We start from the raw sequence: 18,765 nt of genomic DNA on the forward strand, positions 1-18,765 counted from the left end.
CCCCTTTCGGGCGGTACGGAGGTCAGTGCGAGGGGGTGGTGGCCTGGCGGCCCGCTCGGGCGGTCCCGATCTGCCGGGCGACGCGGGGTCCGAGCACGGAGACGACCAGCAGGATGCCGGTGACGACGATCTGCGACTGGGCGGAGACGTTGAGCAGGCTCATCGCGTTCTGGAGGGCGCCGAGCAGGAACACTCCGGCGATCGCGCCGCCGAGCGTGCCCCTGCCGCCGTCGAAGTCGATGCCGCCGAGCAGCACGGCGGCGACGACGGAGAGTTCGAGCCCGGTGGCGTTGTCGTAGCGGGCGCTGGCGTAGTGCAGGGCCCAGAACACGCCGGTCAGGGAGGCCATGAGTCCGGTGGCGACGAACAGCCACAGCTTGTGCCGCCGGACGCGGATCCCGGCGAAGCGCGCCGCCTCCTCGTTGGCGCCGATCGCGAAGAGGGAGCGTCCGAACGGCGTCGCGTGCAGGATCACGACCGCGATCGCGAGCAGCGCCAGGAAGGGCAGGAACGCGTACGGCAGGAAGGTCTCGCCGATGCGTCCCGCCGCGAAGTCCAGGTACTGCGTGGGGAAGTCGGTGACCGCGTCCGAGCCGAGGATGATCTGGGCGATGCCACGGTAGGCGGCCATGGTGCCGATCGTGACGGCCAGGGAGGGCAGGCCGAGGCGGGTCACCAGGAGGCCGTTGACGAGCCCGCAGAGGACTCCGAGGACGAGGCACAGCGGGATGATCGTCTCGATGGCCATGCCCGCGTTCCACAGGGAGCCCATCACGGCCCCGGACAGGCCGGCCGTCGAGGCGACGGAGAGGTCGATCTCGCCGGCGACCACCAGGAGGGTCATCGGGAGCGCGATCAGCGCGATGGGCAGGGTGTTGCCGAGCAGGAACGACAGGTTGAGCGCGTTGCCGAACCCGTCGACGACCGTGAACGACGCCAGGAGGAGCACCACCAGGAGGGCGCCCACCACGGTGTCCCACCGCACGGCGCGGGCGAGGGGGAGATCAGGCATGGCGGGCGTTCCTCTTCTTCAGTGCCTCGGCGACGCGCAGGGCGACGACCCGGTCGACGGCGATGGCGAGGACCAGCAGGACGCCGTTGATCGCGAGCACCCACACCGAGCTGACACCCAGGGCGGGCAGCACGCTGTTGATGGACGTCAGCAGGAGGGCGCCGAGCGCGGCGCCGTAGACGCTGCCGGAGCCGCCGGTGAAGGCGACGCCGCCGACCACGACGGCGCTGACGACGGTGAGTTCGTAGCCGTTGCCGGTGGCGGAGTCGACGTTGCCGAAGCGGGCCAGGTACAGGGCGCCCGCGAGCCCTGCGAGTGCTCCGCACGCGGTGTACGCGGCGAGGATCCGCCGGCGCACGGGGATGCCCGCGAGGCGCGCGGCCTCCGGGTTGGAGCCGAGCGCGTACAGCTCGCGCCCGCCGCCGAAGTGACGCAGGTAGTACGCCACCGCGATCAGGACGGCGAGGGCGATCAACGCGAGATACGGCACCGCGGAGATGCCTCCGGAGCCGAAGTCGACGTATCCGCCCGGAAGATCGGACGCGGTGATCTGCCGTGAGCCGACCCAGATGGAGTCGATGCCGCGGATGACGTAGAGCGTGCCGAGGGTGACGACGAGGGCCGGTACCTGGCCGAGGCTGACGAGGGCGCCGTTGAGGAGCCCGCAGCCGACGCCGAGGGCGACGGCGAGCACGATCGCGACGAGGGAGTTGCCGCCTCCGTGGAGGAAGTCGCCGGCGGCGAAGGCGCTGATGCCGAGCGTCGAGCCGACGGACAGGTCGACGTTCCGCGTGATGACGACCAGCGCCTGCCCGGTGGCGACGAGGACGAGGATGGTGGCGTTGAGGAGCAGGTCCTTGATGCCCTGCTCCGAGAGGAACTCGCTGTTGCCGGCCTGGGTGACGGCGATCATCACCAGGAAGACCAGCAGGATGGCGAGTTCACGCATCTTGAACACCCGGTCGACGAGCCGGGTACCGCCGGCCTTGTCGGGATCGACTGCGGGCGCGGGCGGCTGCGCGGTGACGGTCATGGGGTCCTCCTTCCGGGGGTCGCTTCGCTCGGGCCACGCATCACGCCACCCTCCCTGTCGCCGCCGCCATCACGGACTCCTCCGTCGCCTCGGTGCGCGGGATCTCCGCCGTGAGACGGCCCTCGTGCATGACGAGTACGCGGTCCGCCATGCCGAGGATCTCCGGCAGGTCGGACGAGATCATCAGCACCGCGACGCCGTCCGCGGCGAGTCCGGACAGCAGTCGGTGCACCTCGGCCTTGGTGCCGACGTCGATGCCGCGCGTCGGCTCGTCGACGATCAGCACGCGGGGGCCGGTGGCGAGCCACTTCGCGAGGACGACCTTCTGCTGGTTGCCGCCGGACAGGGTGCCGACCGCGTCGGCGATCCGCGCGTACTTGACCTGGAGCTTCACGGCCCAGTCCAGTGAGCGGCTGCGCTCGGCCCTGCGGTCCATGAGCCCGGCCCGCGCGGTCGTGCGCAGCCCCGTGAGCCCGATGTTGCGTTCGATCGACATGCCCATCACGAGGCCCTGGGCGCGGCGGTCCTCGGGCACGAGGGCGAGTCCGGCGGCCATGGCGGTGCTGGGGGCGCCGTTGACGAGCGCGCGGCCGTCGACCTCGACGGTGCCCGCGTCCCGGCGGTCGATGCCGAAGACCGCACGGGCGACCTCGCTGCGGCCGGCCCCGACGAGCCCCGCGAGGCCGACGATCTCGCCGCGCCGCACGTCGAACGACACGTCGGTGAAGACGCCTTCGCGGGTCAGCCGGCGCACGCTCAGGGCGACCGCGCCGATGTCGGTGGCCTGCTTGGGGTAGAGCTCGTCGAGGTCGCGGCCGACCATGCGGCGTACGAGGTCGTCCTCCGTGAGGCCCTCGACGGGTTCGCTCGCGATCAGGGCGCCGTCGCGCAGTGTCGTGACGCGCTGGCAGAGCCCGAAGATCTCCTCCAGGCGGTGGGAGATGAAGAGGATGGCGGAGCCCTGTTCGCGCAGGGTGCGCACCACGGCGAAGAGGCGGGCCACTTCGCTGCCGGTGAGCGCGGCGGTCGGCTCGTCCATGATCAGGACCCGGGCGTCGAAGGAGAGCGCCTTGGCGATCTCCACGATCTGCTGGTCGGCGATGGACAGGCCGCGCGCGGGCTGCTCGGGGTCGAGGTCGACGCCGAGGCGCGCGAAGAGCGCGGCGGCCGCGGCGTTGACCGCCTTGTGGTCGATCCGGCCGAGGGAGCGGCGGGGCTGGCGCCCCATGAAGATGTTCTCGGCGACGGAGAGGTCCGGAAAGAGCGTGGGCTCCTGGTAGATGACCGCGATCCCGGCGTCACGGGCGTCGGCGGGTCCGTGCAGGGTGACGGGCTCGCCGTCGATGAGCACGGTGCCGGCGTCGGGCCGGTGGACCCCGGCGAGGGTCTTGATGAGGGTGGACTTCCCCGCGCCGTTCTCTCCGGCGAGGGCGTGCGCCTCTCCGGCGTGGAGCTGCAGGGACACGCCGTGGAGGGCGCGCACGGCACCGAAGGACTTGTCGAGTCCCTCTACGGCCAGGACGGGGGGCTCTCTCATGTGAAGGGCACCGATCGGGTCTGAGGAGCTGACTATGAAAGGTTTCAAACAGATTGCACGGAAGCTAGTCCCGCACCAACAGCGGCGTCAATGGTGGGGACTTGGAAATCTCTCGACCCTTTGTAGTGCTGCGGCAAACCCTTGACAGGTCACTCTCGTCACTTTAACTTCCCGTCCTGAAACGATTCATAGCCGAGTCGTATGGAGCCGAGTGTGATCAGCAGAAGACGACTGCTCAGCACGACCGCGACAGCCGCCCTGGGGACGGCCATCGCATCCGCCGCACCGGGAGCCGCGCAGGCCGCCCCCGCCTCGGGAGCCGCCGGAGGGGCCCGGGCCGCGAAGTCCGTGCGGGTGAGCGCACCCACCGTCGAGTATGTGAGCCACCCGCTCGGCCTCGACGTACCGCACCCCAGGCTGAGTTGGCCGCTGGAGTCGGACGAACCGGGCCGGGCCCAGAGCGCCTATCAGATACGGGTCGCCACCACCGCGAGCCGCCTGACCGACCCCAACGTGTGGGACAGCGGCAAGGTCGCGTCCCCCGAGTCCACCCTCGTCCCCTACGCGGGCCCCGCCCTGGCCGCGCGCACCCGCTACCACTGGTCGGTCCGGGTCTGGGACACCGCGGGCCGCGCCTCCCAGTGGAGCGAGCCGTCCTGGTGGGAGACCGGCCTGACCGCCGCGTCCGACTGGTCCGCCCGGTGGATCGGCGCGCCCGCGGCGCTGATCGGGACGCCCGCGCTCGACGACGCCTCCTGGATCTGGTTCCCCGAGGGCGACCCGGCCACCGTCGCCCCGGCGGGAACCCGCTACTTCCGCGGCCGCGCCGACATCCCGGAAGGCCTCACCCGGGCCCGCCTGGTGATGACCGCCGACGACGGCTACACCGCGTACGTGAACGGCACCGAGGTGGCGCACGCCGACCCGGACGGCCCGGCGGAGAACTGGCGCCGACCGGCCGTCGTCGACGTGACCGCCCAACTACGTACCGGTGCATCAACGTTGGCCGTCTCCGCCGTCAACGCCACGGACAGCCCCGCCGGCCTGCTCGGCCTCCTGGAGCTGACGACGGCCGACGGGGTGAAGACCTTCGTCACCGGCACCGACTGGAAGGCCGCCGACCAGGAGCCCTCCGGCGACTGGAAGTCGGCCGGGTTCGACGACACTTCGTGGAAGGCGGCGAAGGCCCTCGCCAAGTGGGGCTCGGGCCCCTGGGGCAAGGTCGCGCCGTCGCACTCCCCCGCCGCCCAGCTGCGCCACGAGTTCCGGCTCAAGGGCCGGTCGGTCGCGCGGGCGCGCCTCTACGCGTCGGCGCTCGGCCTGTACGAGGCCCACATCAACGGCGAGCGGGTCGGCGAGGACCGGCTCGCGCCGGGCTGGACGGACTACCGCAAGCGCGTCCAGTACCAGACCTACGACGTGACCGAGCTGGTGAAGTCCGGGGCCAACGCGCTCGGGGCGACGGTCGCCGCGGGCTGGTACGCCGGGAACATCGCCTGGTTCGGTCCGCATCAGTACGGCGAACGGCCCGCGTTCCTGGCCCAGTTGGAGGTCACGTACAACGACGGATCGACCGAGCGGGTGTTGTCCGGCACCGACTGGCGCGCCTCGACCGGGCCCGTCACCGAGGCCGACCTGATGGCGGGCGAGGCGTACGACGCGCGCCTGGAGACCGAGGGCTGGACGCGCGCCGGGTTCGACGACTCCGGCTGGGTCGCGGCCACCGCCGTCGACAAGGTGAGCGCCGTCCTGGTGGCGGAGGCGGGCGGCCCCACCCGCCTCGAACGCGAGCTGCCCGCACGGAAGATGACCGAGCCGAAGCCCGGCGTGTTCGTCTACGACCTCGGCCAGAACATGGTCGGTGCGGTCCGCCTCACCGTCGCCGGGAAGGCCGGCACCACCGTCCGGCTGCGGCACGCCGAGGTCCTCAACCCGGACGGCACGATCTACACCGCCAACCTCCGGACGGCGAAGGCCACCGACACGTACACCCTCAAGGGCGGTGGCAAGGAGACGTACGAGCCGCGCTTCACCTTCCACGGCTTCCGCTACGTCGAGGTGACCGGCTACCCCGGCAAGCCGCCGCTCAACGCCGTCGTGGGGCGGGTCATCCATACGTCGGCGCCCTTCACGATGGACTTCTCGACGAACGTGCCGATGCTCAACCAGCTGCACCAGAACATCACTTGGGGGCAGCGCGGCAACTTCGTCTCGATCCCCACCGACACCCCGGCGCGCGACGAGCGGCTCGGCTGGACCGGCGACATCAACGTCTTCGCGCCGACGGCCGCCTACAACATGGAGTCGGCCCGCTTCCTCACCAAGTGGCTGGGCGACCTGCGCGACGGCCAGAGCGACGAGGGCGCGTTCACGAACGTGGCCCCCGACATGCCCGGCGTCGGCGACGGCGTCGCGGGCTGGGGCGACGCGGGCGTGACCGTCCCGTGGGCGCTGTACCAGGCGTACGGCGACACACGCGTCCTCGAACAGTCGTGGCCGTCGATGCTGAAGTGGCTCGACTACCTGGAGAAGCACAGCAGCGGTTTCCTGCGCCCGGCCGAGGGCTTCGGGGACTGGCTCAACCTCCAGGACGAGACGCCCAAGGACGTCATCGGAACGGCCTACTTCGCCCACGCCGCCGACCTCGTGGCCCGGGCGGCGAAGGCACTCGGCAAGGACCCGGCGCCGTACACGTCGCTGTTCGGCAGTGTGCGTGACGCGTTCCGCGCGGCGTACGTCTCGGACGGCGGCAAGGTGAAGGGCGACACGCAGACCGCGTACGTGCTCGCGCTGTCGATGGACCTGCTGGCGGAGAGCGACCGGGGCCCTGCCGCCGACCGTCTCGTCGCTCTCGTCAAGGCGAAGGACTGGCACCTGTCGACGGGGTTCCTCGGCACGCCGCGCCTGCTGCCGGTCCTCACCGCGGCCGGTCACACCGACGTCGCCTACCGGCTGCTCGTCCAGCGGTCCTTCCCCAGCTGGGGCTACCAGATCGACAAGGGCGCGACGACGATGTGGGAGCGCTGGGACTCCATCAAGCCGGACGGCAGCTTCCAGGACGCCGGGATGAACTCGTTCAACCACTACGCGTACGGCTCGGTCGGCGAGTGGATGTACGCGAACATCGCCGGTATCGCACCGGCCGAGCCGGGCTTCCGCAAGATCCTCGTGCGACCACGGCCCGGGGGCGGGATCACGCGGGCGGAGGGGCGCTACGACTCCGTCCAGGGGCCGATCAGCACCAAGTGGTCGATGGACTCGGGAGACTTCCGGCTCACCCTCACCGTGCCGGCCAACACGACCGCCGAGGTGTGGATCCCCGCGTCCGACGCGGCCCAAGTGGCCCACGGAGCCGCGGAGTTCCTCCGCATGGACGACGGCTGTGCCGTCTTCGCCACGGCGTCCGGCACCCACCGCTTCTCCAACTGACGGACCACGAGGCCGAGATGAGCCCATGCCTAAATCGATTCACTCCTGCCCCGCCCCGGCGCGGGCGGACGGAGGCGCACAGACGTGACGGATGACGTGCAGACAGCGCAGGGGCCCGACCGGCGCGCCGTGCTCGGAGCGGGTGTGGGCGGGGCGGTGCTGGCCGCGGCCGGGCTGCCCCTCCTGGGCTCGGGAACGGCCGCGGCAGCGGCGCCGGTTCAGGGACCGGCCGCCGGGCCGGTCGCGGATGAGGCCTGGCACCGCTACGTCCAGGCGCCGTCCAGTCGTACGGTGCGGCCGGTACGGATCGTCCGGTCGGCCGGTGACGTGACGCGTCCCGACGCGCTCCTCAAGCCCGGCGGCCAGGTCACCGTCCTGCGCCGCCCCGAGCCTCCCGCGCCACCGCGCTGGCCCGACGGCACCACCGCGGAGGGCTCCACCACCCACGCCGGCAACAACGGAGGAGACGGCCAACCGCGCACGTACGACGCGCAGCACGCCGTCGACGGCGACCTCGACACCTTCTGGAACGACGACACCGAGCGCGCCTTCCCCGACACCCTGACGGTGACGGCGCCCGAAGCGCTCACGCTCGCGGGCCTGACCGTGGTGTCCGACACGGACGGTGTTCCCACGGACTTCACGGTGGACGCCTGGGTGGACTCGGACTGGCGGAAGGTCGCCGCCGTCACCGGCAACAGCGCGGTGCAGCGCGCCATCCGCTTCGACGCGCCGGTGTCCACCGCGCGGGTGCGGATCACGGTCACCTCGGCCCAGGACCTCGGGCAGGGCGTGTTCACACGGATCAACGAGGTCTGGCCCGAGGCCGTCGACCCGGTCGTGGCCCCGAGCGTGACGCTCGACTTCGGCAAGGTCGTCGTCGGCTACCCGAAGGTCGCCTTCGCCTCGGCGTCCGGCAACAACCCCGGGGTGCGTCTCGCCTTCTCCGAGACGCTCCAGTTCCTCACCGACCGCTCCGACTTCACCCGCAACGACCAGGCGGGCGGCGCCTCGAAGGGAACGGACCAGTACGCCGTGCCCGCGCGCGGCGCCACGTGGACGGACAAGAAGGGCTACGCCTCGGGCGGCGACAAGGTGTACGCGGACGGCCTGCACGGCTTCCGCTATCTCAAGATCACGCTGGACGCGCTGCCGTCCGACGCGCCCGCCGCACAGCCGTGGGGGACCGTCGCCGTGGACGCGGTGTCGCTCGACTTCACGGCGTATCTCGGCACACCGGATTCGTACCGCGGCTGGTTCCTGTGCTCCGACGAGGAGCTGAACCGCTACTGGTACGGCGCCTCGTACACGAACGAGCTGGTCGTCGACACCTTCCGCGAGGACGACGTGGACCCGCGGGGCGCCTTCAGCTCGTCGCTCGACGGGAAGCTCGTCCTGCACGACGGCGCGAAGCGGGACCGGGATCCGTACGTCGGTGACGTGGCGGTGGCGGGGCGCACCCTCTATCTCACGCACGACGACGCGGCCGAGGCCGCGCGCAACGTGCTGGCGGACCTCGCCGAGCACCAGCGGGCCGACGGCTGGATCCCGCCGGCCTCCATCAACCAGTACACGCTCCCGCTGTTCGACTACCCGCTGTGGTGGGTGACGTGCAGCTGGGACTACGTCCTGTACACCGGCGACAAGGACTACGCCGAGCGCTACTACCCGCAGCTCGTCAAGGTCCTCGACACGTGGTACCCGAGCGTGACGGACGACGCGGGCCTGCTGAGCAAGGGCCTCAACGGCACGTCGGGGTACGGGGATTACGCGTTCCTCGGGCGCACGGGCCGGATCACGTACTACAACGCCAACTATGTGCAGGCCCTGAGGGACGCGGCCCGTATCGCGGAGCTCGTGGGTCATGACGCGGACGCGGGGCGGTGGCGGGAGCGGGCGGACAAGGTCGCCCAGGCGGTCAACACGCATCTGTGGGACGAGGCGGCGGGCGCCTATCTGGACTCCGCGACCGGCGCCGTCCGGCACGCGCAGGACGGCAACGCGATCGCCATCACGTCGGGCGTCGCGGACGCGGAGCGGGCGGCGTCGGCGCTCGCCCACCTGGACGCGACGACGAAACTCCGGTACGGCAACGCCTTCATGGACAACGACACCCTCTTCGGTGGCGCCTCCCAGCGGATGTACGCCTTCACCTCGTACCCGGAGTTCGTGGCGCGCTTCGAGAGCGGCCTCGCCGACTCGGCGATCGACCAGATCAAGCGCACCTACGGGTGGATGGAGAGCCACGACCCCGGCATCACGCACTGGGAGGGCATCGGTCCGAACGGCTCGCTGTACGAGGGCGCCTACACGAGCATGGCGCACGGGTGGTCCACGGGAGTGCTGCCCGCGCTCACCCATCAGCTGCTCGGCGCGAAGCCGACGTCGCCGGGGTACGCCGCCTGGGAGGTGCGTCCCTTCACCGGCTCGGTGCGCTGGGCCCGGGGAGAACTGCCCACACCTCATGGGCCGTTGGGTGTGGAGTGGGAGCGTGCGGGCGGCACGTTCACGTTGACCGTGCATGCGCCGCGGGGCACTCGGGGGATCGTCGCGCTGCCCACGGACGGCCGGGGCGCGACGGTGCGCTCGGGCGGGCGGACGCTCTGGCGGGACGGCAGATCCGCTGCGTCCGGGGTGAGCCTGGACTCCGGACGCGTGACGGTCTCCGGTCTCGCGCCGGGCACCCACCGCTTCACGCTGACGCGCGAAGGCTGAACTGCGCCTGCGGCCTGAGAGATCGGGCCGCGGGTGCCGTCACCGACAAGGCCGTGCGGGGCCGTTGACACGCCCCGCACGGCCCTTTAGCGTCAGGCTTTGAATCGTTTCACAACGATCGTTCGTTCACAGGAGAGACATGACCGGGTCCACAGCACACGAGGCGCGGACAGTGGCCGCCAAGGCCGTCCTGAAGCGCCAGTCGATCGAGACACCGTCCTGGGCTTACGGGAACTCGGGCACCCGCTTCAAGGTGTTCGCCCAGGCCGGCGTGCCCCGCGCCCCGCGGGAGAAGCTCGACGACGCCGCGCAGGTCCACGCGTTCACAGGGGCCGCGCCGACCGTGGCGCTGCACATACCGTGGGACCGCGTCGAGGGCGGACCCGAGGGATACGCGAAGCTCGCCGCGTACGCCGAGGAGCGCGGTGTGAAGCTGGGCGCGGTCAACTCCAACGTCTTCCAGGACGACGACTACAAGCTGGGCAGCGTCACCAACCCGGACCCCGCGGTGCGCCGCAAGGCCGTCGGCCACCTCCTGGAGTGCGTCGACATCATGGACGCCACCGGCTCGCGCGATCTGAAGCTGTGGTTCTCCGACGGCACCAACTACCCCGGCCAGGACGACCTCCGGGACCGCCAGGACCGGCTCGCCGAGGCGCTGCGGACCGTGTACGACCGGCTGGGCGACGACCAGCGCATGGTGCTCGAGTACAAGCTCTTCGAGCCCGCCTTCTACGCCACCGACGTGCCGGACTGGGGAACGTCGTACGCGCACTGCCTCAAGCTCGGCGAGAAGGCGCAGGTGTGTGTGGACACCGGGCATCACGCGCCGGGCACCAACATCGAGTTCATCGTCGCGTTCCTGCTGCGGGAGGAACGCCTCGGCGCATTCGACTTCAACTCGCGCTTCTACGCGGACGACGACCTGATGGTCGGCGCGGCGGACCCCTTCCAGCTGTTCCGGATCCTGTACGAGGTGCGGCGGGGCGGCGGTCTGGAGGCCGACTCCGGGATCGCGTTCATGCTCGACCAGTGCCACAACATCGAGGCCAAGATCCCCGCGATCATCCGCTCGGTGATGAACGTCCAGGAGGCCACGGCCAAGGCGCTGCTCATCGACGCCGAGGCGCTCTCCGCGGCCCAGCGGGAGGGCGATGTACTGGCGGCCAACGGGGTGCTGATGGACGCGTACAACACGGACGTACGTCCCCTACTGGAGGAAGTCAGGGAAGAGCTGGGGCTCGACCCGGATCCCATGGGGGCCTACCGGCGGTCAGGATGGCAGGAGCGGATCGTGAAGGACCGCGTCGGAGGCGTACAGGCCGGATGGGGGGCATGAGCGACATGACGGAGCAGCACGCGTGCGTGAGCGAACTCCTGGCCCGTTCACACCGGTTGGGCGCGGATCCGCGCAATACGAACTACGCGGGGGGCAACACCTCGGCGAAGGGCACGTCGACCGACCCGGTGACGGGTGGTGACGTCGAGCTGATGTGGGTCAAGGGCTCGGGCGGCGACCTGGGGACGCTCACGGCCGACGGGCTCGCCGCCCTGCGCCTGGACCGGCTGCGCGCCCTGGAGGGCGTGTATCCGGGGGTGGAGCGCGAGGACGAGATGGTCGCCGCGTTCGACTACTGCCTAAACGGCAGGGGCGGCGCCGCGCCCTCCATCGACACCGCGATGCACGGCCTGGTGGACGCGGCGCACTTGGACCATCTGCACCCCGACTCCGGGATCGCGCTCGCCTGCGCCGCGGATGGCGAGAAGCTGACCGCCGAGTGCTTCGGCGACGCGGTGGTGTGGGTGCCGTGGCGTAGGCCCGGCTTCCAGCTCGGCCTGGACATCGCGGCGGTCAAGCAGGCCAACCCGCGGGCGATCGGCTGCGTCCTCGGCGGTCACGGCATCACGGCGTGGGGCGACACGGCACAGGAGTGCGAGCAGCGTTCCCTGTACATCATCCGTACCGCGGAGGCGTTCCTCGCCGAGCGGGGCAGGGCCGAGCCGTTCGGCCCGCTGCTCGCGGGGTACACCGGCGCCGGACCGGCCGGCCGCCGGGAGCGGGCCGCCGCCCTCGCCCCGTTCATCAGGGCCCTCGCCTCCCAGGACCGGCCCCAGGTGGGCCACTTCGACGACTCGGACGTCGTGCTCGACTTCCTGTCGCGCACCGAGCACCCGCGCCTCGCGGCCCTCGGCACGTCCTGCCCCGACCACTTCCTCCGCACGAAGGTCAGGCCCCTGGTCCTCGACCTGCCGCCGACGGCTCCCCTGGACGAGGCGGTCGCGCGCCTGAGGCAGCTGCACGCCGAGTACCGCGAGGAGTACGCGGCCTACTACGCGCGGCACGCGGGCCCGGACTCGCCGGCGATGCGGGGCGCCGATCCGGCGATCGTGCTCGTCCCCGGGGTCGGCATGTTCAGCTTCGGCAAGGACAAGCAGACGGCGCGCGTCGCGGGCGAGTTCTACGTCAACGCGATCAATGTGATGCGCGGCGCCGAGGCGGTGTCGGCCTACGCGCCGATCGAGGAGTCGGAGAAGTTCCGCATCGAGTACTGGTCCCTGGAGGAGGCCAAGCTCCGGCGGATGCCGAAGCCCAGGCCGCTCGCCACCCGGGTCGCGCTCGTGACGGGCGCGGGCAGCGGGATCGGGAAGGCGATCGCCCGCAGGCTCGTGGCGGAGGGCGCGTGCGTGGTGGTCGCGGATCTGAACGGGGACAACGCGGCAGCCGCGGCCGAGGAGTTGGGCGGTCCCGACAAGGCGGTGGCCGTCACGGTCGATGTGACCTCGGAGGAGCAGATCGTCGACGCGTTCGGGGCGGCGGTCCTGGCGTTCGGCGGGGTCGACCTCGTGGTGAACAACGCCGGCATCTCCATCTCGAAGCCGCTCCTGGAGACGACGGCCCGGGACTGGGACCTCCAGCACGACATCATGGCGCGCGGCTCCTTCCTCGTGTCGCGCGAGGCCGCCCGTGTCATGCGGGCGCAGGGGCTCGGCGGCGACATCGTGTACATCGCCTCGAAGAACGCGGTGTTCGCGGGCCCGAACAACATCGCGTACTCCGCGACCAAGGCCGACCAGGCGCATCAAGTCCGCCTCCTGGCAGCCGAGTTGGGCGAGTACGGCATCCGGGTCAACGGCGTGAATCCGGACGGTGTGGTGCGCGGCTCCGGGATCTTCGCGGGCGGCTGGGGCGCGCAGCGCGCGGCGACGTACGGGATCGAGGAGGACAAGCTCGGCGAGTTCTACGCGCAGCGGACCATCCTCAAGCGCGAGGTACTGCCCGAGCACGTCGCCAACGCGGTGTTCGCCCTGACGGGCGGGGACCTCACGCACACGACGGGGCTACACATACCGGTGGACGCCGGCGTCGCCGCGGCCTTCCTGCGATGAGCGCGGCCATGGCGAATCCGGTTCCCGCCCGGACGGGCGCGTTCGCCGCGGTCGACCTGGGCGCCTCCAGCGGGCGCGTCATGGTGGGCCGGGTCGGTCCCGGCACCCTCGCCCTGGCGGAGGCCCACCGCTTCCTCAACCGTCCGGTGCGACTTCCGGAAGGGCTGCGCTGGGACGTGCTCGGCCTGTACACGGGCGTGCTGGACGGGCTGCGCGCCGCCGGCGCCACGGCGGGCGAGCGGATCGCGTCCGTCGGCATCGACAGCTGGGCCGTGGACTACGGCCTCCTCGACGCGGACGGCGCGCTGCTCGGCCACCCCGTGCACTACCGCGACGGGCGTACCGAGGGCGTGGCGGAGAAGGTGTGGGCGAGCGTGCCGGCGGCGGAGCTGTACACGGCGACAGGCTTGCAGTACGCGCCGTTCAACACCCTCTACCAGCTCGTGGCGGCACAGGGATCCGCCCAACTTGCGGCTGCGCGGCGCCTGTTGCTGATCCCCGATCTGATCTCGTACTGGCTGACCGGCGAGCTGGGCACGGAGGTGACCAATGCCTCCACCACCCAGCTGATAGACCCGCGCACCGGTGACTGGGCGTCCTCGGTCGCCGAGCGCCTCGGGGTCGATCTCGGGCTCTTCCCGCCGCTGCGGCGGCCCGGGGACCCGGCGGGGCAGTTGCTGCCGGAGGTGCTGGAGGAGACGGGGCTGACGGATCCGGTTCCGGTGACGGCCGTCGGCTCGCACGACACGGCGTCCGCGGTGGCCGCCGTCCCGACCGCTCCCGGCGAGCGGTTCGCCTACATCTGCACCGGCACCTGGTCGCTGGCCGGTCTCGAACTCGACGCCCCCGTCCTGAGCGAGGCGAGCCGCACCGCGAACTTCACGAACGAACTGGGCCTGGACGACACGGTCCGTTATCTGCGCAACATCATGGGCCTGTGGCTGCTCCAGGAGTGCCTGCGCGTCTGGGGGGATCCCGAACTCGGGGCGCTGCTGCGGGAGGCGGGGGACGCTGCGCCGCTGCGGTCGGTGGTGGACGCGGCTGACGCCGTGTTCCTCGCCCCGGGCCGGATGCCCGAGCGCATCGCGGAGGCCTGCCGGACCACGGGCCAGCCCGTGCCGCGCACCCGGGCCGAGACGACCCGGTGCATCCTCGACTCCCTGGCGCTCGCGCACCGGCGGGCGATAGCCGACGCGGCACGCCTGGCCGACCACCCGGTCGACGTCGTGCACATCGTGGGCGGCGGCGCCCGTAACGCGCTGCTGTGCCAGCTGACCGCCGACGCGTGCGGTCTCCCGGTCGTGGCGGGCCCCGCCGAGGCGGCGGCCCTGGGCAACGTACTCGTGCAGGCGCGCGCCCACGGCCTGGTCGGCGACGACCGGGCGGCGATGCGCGAACTCCTCGCCTGCACCCAGCCCCTGACCCGGTACGAGCCGCGGGGGGACCACACCGCGTGGCGGGCCGCCGAGCGGCGCCTCGCCGAACGGTGACGCCAGGTGTCTCCCCTCCGGGCCGCCTGCCGCGTACCCTGCACTCATCCGATGATCGATACGAAGGGGCCGCGATGCGCGTCGCACTGTTCCTGACGTGTGTCAACGACACGCTCTATCCGGACACCGGCCGTGCGGTGGTGAAACTGCTGACCAGACTGGGTGTCGACATCGACTTCCCGATGGGGCAGACCTGTTGCGGCCAGGCGCACTACAACACCGGCTATCGCCATGAGGCGGAGCCGCTCGCCCGGAAGTTCTCCGATGTATTCGGTGAATACGACGCGATCGTGACGCCGTCGGGGTCGTGCGGGGCGATGGTACGCGAGCTGTACCCGCGCATGGGCGAGCGGGCCCGCGCGGAGGGCCGCGGCGACGGGCTCGCGGCCGCTCTCGCGCCGGTCGTGCCGAAGACGTACGAGCTCACCGAGTTCCTCGTGGACGTGCTCGGTGTGACGGACGTGGGCGCGTACTACCCGCACACCGTCACCTACCACCCGACGTGCCACGGCCTGCGCTCCCTCGGGCTCGGCGACCGGCCTTACCAACTGCTCAAGGCGGTCAAGGGACTTGAACTCAAGGAGTTGCCGGGAGCCCAGGAGTGCTGCGGCTTCGGCGGCACCTTCGCCGTCAAGAACTCCGATGTCTCGGCGGCCATGGGCGAGGACAAGGTCCGCAACGCCGGCTCGACCGGCGCCGACGTCCTGTGCGCGGCGGACAACTCCTGCCTGATGCACCTCGGCGGCACGATGTCCCGCCTGCACACCGCGATGCGCCCCGTCCACATCGCGGAGATCCTGGCGAGTACGGAAAAGGAGCCCCTGTCATGAGTGGCACGTTCGTCGGCATGCCCGCCTTCCCCAAGGCCGCTCACGACGCCGTACGGAACACGACCCTGCGCGCCAACCTGAAACACGCCACACACACCATCCGCGACAAGCGGGCCCGCGCGGTCGCCGAGCTCGACGACTGGGCCCTGCTGCGCGAGGCCGGCAAACAGATCAAGGACCACACCCTCCGCCATCTCGACACCTACCTCGTACAGTTGGAGGAGGCCGTCACCGCGGCGGGCGGCATCGTCCACTGGGCCGCCGACGCCGACGAGGCCAACCGGATCGTGACCCGCCTGGTCAAGGAGACCGGCGAGACCGAAGTGGTCAAGGTCAAGTCCATGGCCACCCAGGAGATCGGGCTCAACGAAGCACTCGAAGAAGCCGGGATCGCCGCCTACGAGACCGACCTCGCCGAACTCATCGTGCAACTCGGCCACGACCGCCCCTCCCACATCCTCGTCCCGGCCATCCACCGCAACCGCGGCGAGATCCGCGACATCTTCACCAAGGAGATGGGCCAGTGGGGCCGCCCCGCCCCCGAAGGCCTCACCGACACCCCCGCCGAACTCGCCGAAGCCGCCCGCCTCCACCTGCGCGAGAAGTTCCTGCGCGCCAAGGTCGGCATCTCCGGCGCCAACTTCATGGTCGCCGAGACCGGCACCCTCGTCGTCGTCGAGTCCGAGGGCAACGGCCGCATGTGCCTCACCCTGCCCGAGACACTCATCTCCGTCGTCGGCATCGAGAAGATCATCCCCACCTGGCGCGACCTCGAAGTCTTCCTGCAGACGCTGCCGCGCTCCTCGACGGCCGAGCGCATGAACCCCTACACGTCGATGTGGACCGGCACCACCGACACCGACGGTCCCCAGGCCTTCCACCTCGTCCTGATCGACAACGGCCGCACCGACACCCTCGCCGACGAGGTCGGCCGCCAGGCCCTGCGCTGCATCCGCTGCTCCGCCTGCCTCAACGTATGCCCCGTCTACGAAAGGGCCGGCGGCCACGCCTACGGCTCCGTCTACCCCGGCCCCATCGGCGCCATCCTCAGCCCCCAACTCCGGGGAACGGCAAGCGAGATCGACGCCTCGCTTCCCTACGCCTCCAGCCTCTGCGGCGCCTGCTACGAAGTCTGCCCCGTCGCCATCGACATCCCCGAAGTCCTCGTCCACCTGCGCGAGCGGGTCGTGCAGGGCGGACCGGCCACCCGGCAGGGCAACAGGGTGGTCCTGAAACCGGCGAAGGGCCATGCGGCGGAACGGGCGGCCATGCGCGCCGCCGGCTGGGCGTTCGTCCACCCCGGCGCGCTGCGCGCGGGCCAGCGCGTGGCCTCGCGCACGCGCCGCTTCCATCCCCGTACGCTCCCCGGTCCCGGCCGGGCCTGGAGCGCGACACGGGATCTGCCGCAGGTGCCGACGGAGCCGTTCAGGGACTGGTGGCAGCGCACGCACGGCAAGAAGGAGAGCGGCAAGTGAGCAGCAGGGACATCATCCTGGGCCGGGTCCGGCGCGCGCTCGGCGAAGCGCCCCGGGGCGATGCACAGGCGTCGTACGAGACGGCCGTGGACCGGGGGTACCGGCGCGAGCACGGCTCCCGGACCACCGAGGAGACCGTCGACCTGCTCGCCGAGAACCTGGCGGACTACCGGGCGATCGTGCACCGTTGCCAGGACGAGGAGGAGCTCCCGTACCTGATCATGAGGCTGCTCGCCGCGCGGGGACCGCAGTACGTGCTCGTGCCCCCGGGCCTGCCGCCCGAGTGGATGTCCGCTGCCGATCCCACCCGGGTGCACGACCGTGCCGTGAGCACCACACACGACTTGGACAAGGTGGGGAGCGTGGTCACCGGTTGCGCGGTCGCCGTCGCCGAGACCGGCACCATCGTGCTCGACGGCTCGCCCGACCAGGGCCGCCGCCGCATCACGCTGATCCCCGATCACCACATCTGCGTCGTGCGCGTCCCGGACCAGGTCGTCTCCTCCGTCCCGCAGGCCCTGGAGCGGCTCAACCCGACGCGGCCCCTGACGTGGATCTCCGGTCCGTCCGCCACCAGTGACATCGAACTCGACCGGGTCGAGGGCGTGCACGGCCCGCGCACCCTGGAGGTGGTGCTGGTGAGCGGGGAGTGACCGTCGCGGTTAGCGTGAGGGAATGATCCGGTTCGACCAAGTCACCAAGCGGTACGCGGACGGCACGACGGCCGTGGACGATCTGTCCTTCGAGGTCGGCGAGGGCGAACTGGTCACCCTGGTCGGCCCGTCGGGCTGCGGGAAGACCACCACGATGATGATGGTCAACCGCCTCATCGAGCCCACGTCCGGCCGGATCTTCGTCGACGGCGAGGACATCTCGAAGGTCGACCCGGTCAAGCTGCGCCGCCGCATCGGATACGTCATCCAGCAGGTCGGCCTCTTTCCGCACCGCACGATCCTCGACAACACGGCGACCGTGCCCGCGCTGATCGGCTGGAAGAAGTCCACGGCGCGCGCCCGGGCCGCCGAACTGCTCGACCTGGTCGGACTCGACCCGAAGCAGTACGGCTCCCGCTACCCGGAGCAGTTGTCGGGAGGCCAGCGCCAGCGCGTCGGAGTGGCCCGCGCGCTCGCCGCCGACCCGCCGGTGCTCCTGATGGACGAGCCGTTCGGCGCCGTCGACCCGGTGGTCCGCGAGCAGTTGCAGGACGAGTTCCTGCGGATGCAGGCCGCCGTGCGCAAGACCGTTCTCCTGGTCACGCACGACATCGAGGAGGCCGTCAGGCTGGGCGACCGGATCGCGGTGTACGGGGAGGGCCGGATCGAACAGTTCGACACTCCGGGTGCGGTGCTCGGCACGCCCGCGACGCCGTATGTCGCCGAGTTCGTCGGTGCCGACCGCGGTCTGAAGCGGCTCTCCGTGACGGAGATCGAGCCGGACGACCTGGACCAGCCCGCTGTGGCCCGCGCCGGCGATCCCGCCCGGCAGGCCGCCGCGCGGCTGCGTGACGATGACGCGCGCTGGGCCGTCGTCCTCGATGCGGACGGCGATCTGCACGGCTGGGTCGGCATCGACGAGTTGTCGCTCGCGGGCGAGAAAGGGCTGGTCGGCGACCTGGCCCACCGCATGAACGCCTGGGTGCCCGTCGGCGCCCCGCTCAAGCAGGCGTTCGGCGTGATGCTCCAGCACGACGCGGGCTGGGTCGCGGTCCTCGACGGCGCCCGCTTCCTCGGCGTGCTGACCCCGGCGAAGCTCCACGAGGCGCTGCGCCGCTCGGTGGACGCGGACGCCCAGGGCGTGGCGCGGGACGAGGTGAGTTTCGACTCGGTCGCCGACGCGTGACCGACGCACCCCCTCATA

General features: G+C 71.3%; 12 protein-coding genes. 9 read left to right on the forward strand and 3 right to left on the reverse strand.

The window, feature by feature from the left end:
* Positions 1 to 22 precede the first annotated feature (22 nt).
* The 3 genes from OG758_RS06885 to OG758_RS06895 are packed head-to-tail and all read right to left on the reverse strand — an operon-like array spanning position 23 to position 3,582.
* Positions 23 to 1,012 (reverse strand): ABC transporter permease, encoded by a 990-nt coding sequence (locus tag OG758_RS06885; RefSeq protein WP_326709136.1) that lies wholly within the window; start codon positions 1,010 to 1,012, stop codon positions 23 to 25.
* Entirely contained in the window at positions 1,005 to 2,045 is a 1,041-nt protein-coding gene (locus OG758_RS06890; protein WP_326709137.1) for an ABC transporter permease, read from the reverse strand. Before OG758_RS06890 ends, OG758_RS06885 begins: the two co-directional genes overlap by 8 nt.
* A 40-nt stretch (positions 2,046 to 2,085) precedes the next feature.
* Positions 2,086 to 3,582 (reverse strand): sugar ABC transporter ATP-binding protein, encoded by a 1,497-nt coding sequence (locus tag OG758_RS06895; RefSeq protein ID WP_326709138.1) that lies wholly within the window; start codon positions 3,580 to 3,582, stop codon positions 2,086 to 2,088.
* A gap of 213 nt (positions 3,583 to 3,795) precedes the next feature.
* On the opposite strand from OG758_RS06895, the gene OG758_RS06900 reads away from it, so the two are divergent.
* The 9 genes from OG758_RS06900 (at position 3,796) to OG758_RS06940 (ending at position 18,747) form a co-directional block, all read left to right on the forward strand.
* On the forward strand, positions 3,796 to 7,011 hold the full coding sequence (locus OG758_RS06900) for an alpha-L-rhamnosidase (protein WP_326709139.1): 3,216 nt from the start codon (positions 3,796 to 3,798) through the stop codon (positions 7,009 to 7,011).
* Between the two features lie 84 nt (positions 7,012 to 7,095).
* Positions 7,096 to 9,726, forward strand: coding sequence for an alpha-L-rhamnosidase-related protein (locus tag OG758_RS06905; protein WP_326709140.1), 2,631 nt, complete (start codon positions 7,096 to 7,098; stop codon positions 9,724 to 9,726).
* Positions 9,727 to 9,865: 139 nt separating this feature from the next.
* A complete protein-coding gene (gene rhaI / locus OG758_RS06910) occupies positions 9,866 to 11,065 on the forward strand; it encodes an L-rhamnose isomerase (RefSeq protein WP_326709141.1) in 1,200 nt (399 codons plus the stop codon).
* A gap of 5 nt (positions 11,066 to 11,070) precedes the next feature.
* A complete protein-coding gene (locus tag OG758_RS06915) occupies positions 11,071 to 13,113 on the forward strand; it encodes a bifunctional aldolase/short-chain dehydrogenase (protein ID WP_326715832.1) in 2,043 nt (680 codons plus the stop codon).
* Between the two features lie 8 nt (positions 13,114 to 13,121).
* A complete protein-coding gene (locus tag OG758_RS06920) occupies positions 13,122 to 14,603 on the forward strand; it encodes a rhamnulokinase (RefSeq protein WP_326709142.1) in 1,482 nt (493 codons plus the stop codon).
* A gap of 74 nt (positions 14,604 to 14,677) precedes the next feature.
* Entirely contained in the window at positions 14,678 to 15,433 is a 756-nt protein-coding gene (locus OG758_RS06925) for a (Fe-S)-binding protein (RefSeq protein WP_326709143.1), read from the forward strand.
* On the forward strand, positions 15,430 to 16,908 hold the full coding sequence (locus tag OG758_RS06930) for a LutB/LldF family L-lactate oxidation iron-sulfur protein (RefSeq protein ID WP_326709144.1): 1,479 nt from the start codon (positions 15,430 to 15,432) through the stop codon (positions 16,906 to 16,908). The genes OG758_RS06925 and OG758_RS06930 overlap by 4 nt, the downstream gene beginning before the upstream one ends.
* A complete protein-coding gene (locus OG758_RS06935; RefSeq protein ID WP_326709145.1) occupies positions 16,905 to 17,561 on the forward strand; it encodes a LutC/YkgG family protein in 657 nt (218 codons plus the stop codon). The genes OG758_RS06930 and OG758_RS06935 overlap by 4 nt, the downstream gene beginning before the upstream one ends.
* A gap of 22 nt (positions 17,562 to 17,583) precedes the next feature.
* The gene (locus OG758_RS06940) at positions 17,584 to 18,747 is read left to right on the forward strand and encodes an ABC transporter ATP-binding protein (RefSeq protein WP_326709146.1); all 1,164 of its coding nucleotides are present in this window, start codon (positions 17,584 to 17,586) and stop codon (positions 18,745 to 18,747) included.
* The last annotated feature ends 18 nt before the right edge of the window (positions 18,748 to 18,765 follow it).

This window comes from Streptomyces sp. NBC_01474, from assembly GCF_035918215.1.
GTDB lineage: Bacteria > Actinomycetota > Actinomycetes > Streptomycetales > Streptomycetaceae > Streptomyces > Streptomyces aureus.

What these genes read in the sequence shown, in the direction of transcription:
- OG758_RS06885 (WP_326709136.1), bottom strand. Translation starts at nt 1,012, where the DNA reads ATGCCTGATCTCCCCCTCGCCCGCGCCGTGCGGTGGGACACCGTGGTG.
- OG758_RS06890 (WP_326709137.1), bottom strand. Translation starts at nt 2,045, where the DNA reads ATGACCGTCACCGCGCAGCCGCCCGCGCCCGCAGTCGATCCCGACAAG.
- OG758_RS06895 (WP_326709138.1), bottom strand. Translation starts at nt 3,582, where the DNA reads ATGAGAGAGCCCCCCGTCCTGGCCGTAGAGGGACTCGACAAGTCCTTC.
- rhaI (WP_326709141.1), top strand. Translation starts at nt 9,866, where the DNA reads ATGACCGGGTCCACAGCACACGAGGCGCGGACAGTGGCCGCCAAGGCC.
- OG758_RS06915 (WP_326715832.1), top strand. Translation starts at nt 11,071, where the DNA reads ATGACGGAGCAGCACGCGTGCGTGAGCGAACTCCTGGCCCGTTCACAC.
- OG758_RS06920 (WP_326709142.1), top strand. Translation starts at nt 13,122, where the DNA reads ATGGCGAATCCGGTTCCCGCCCGGACGGGCGCGTTCGCCGCGGTCGAC.
- OG758_RS06925 (WP_326709143.1), top strand. Translation starts at nt 14,678, where the DNA reads ATGCGCGTCGCACTGTTCCTGACGTGTGTCAACGACACGCTCTATCCG.
- OG758_RS06930 (WP_326709144.1), top strand. Translation starts at nt 15,430, where the DNA reads ATGAGTGGCACGTTCGTCGGCATGCCCGCCTTCCCCAAGGCCGCTCAC.
- OG758_RS06940 (WP_326709146.1), top strand. Translation starts at nt 17,584, where the DNA reads ATGATCCGGTTCGACCAAGTCACCAAGCGGTACGCGGACGGCACGACG.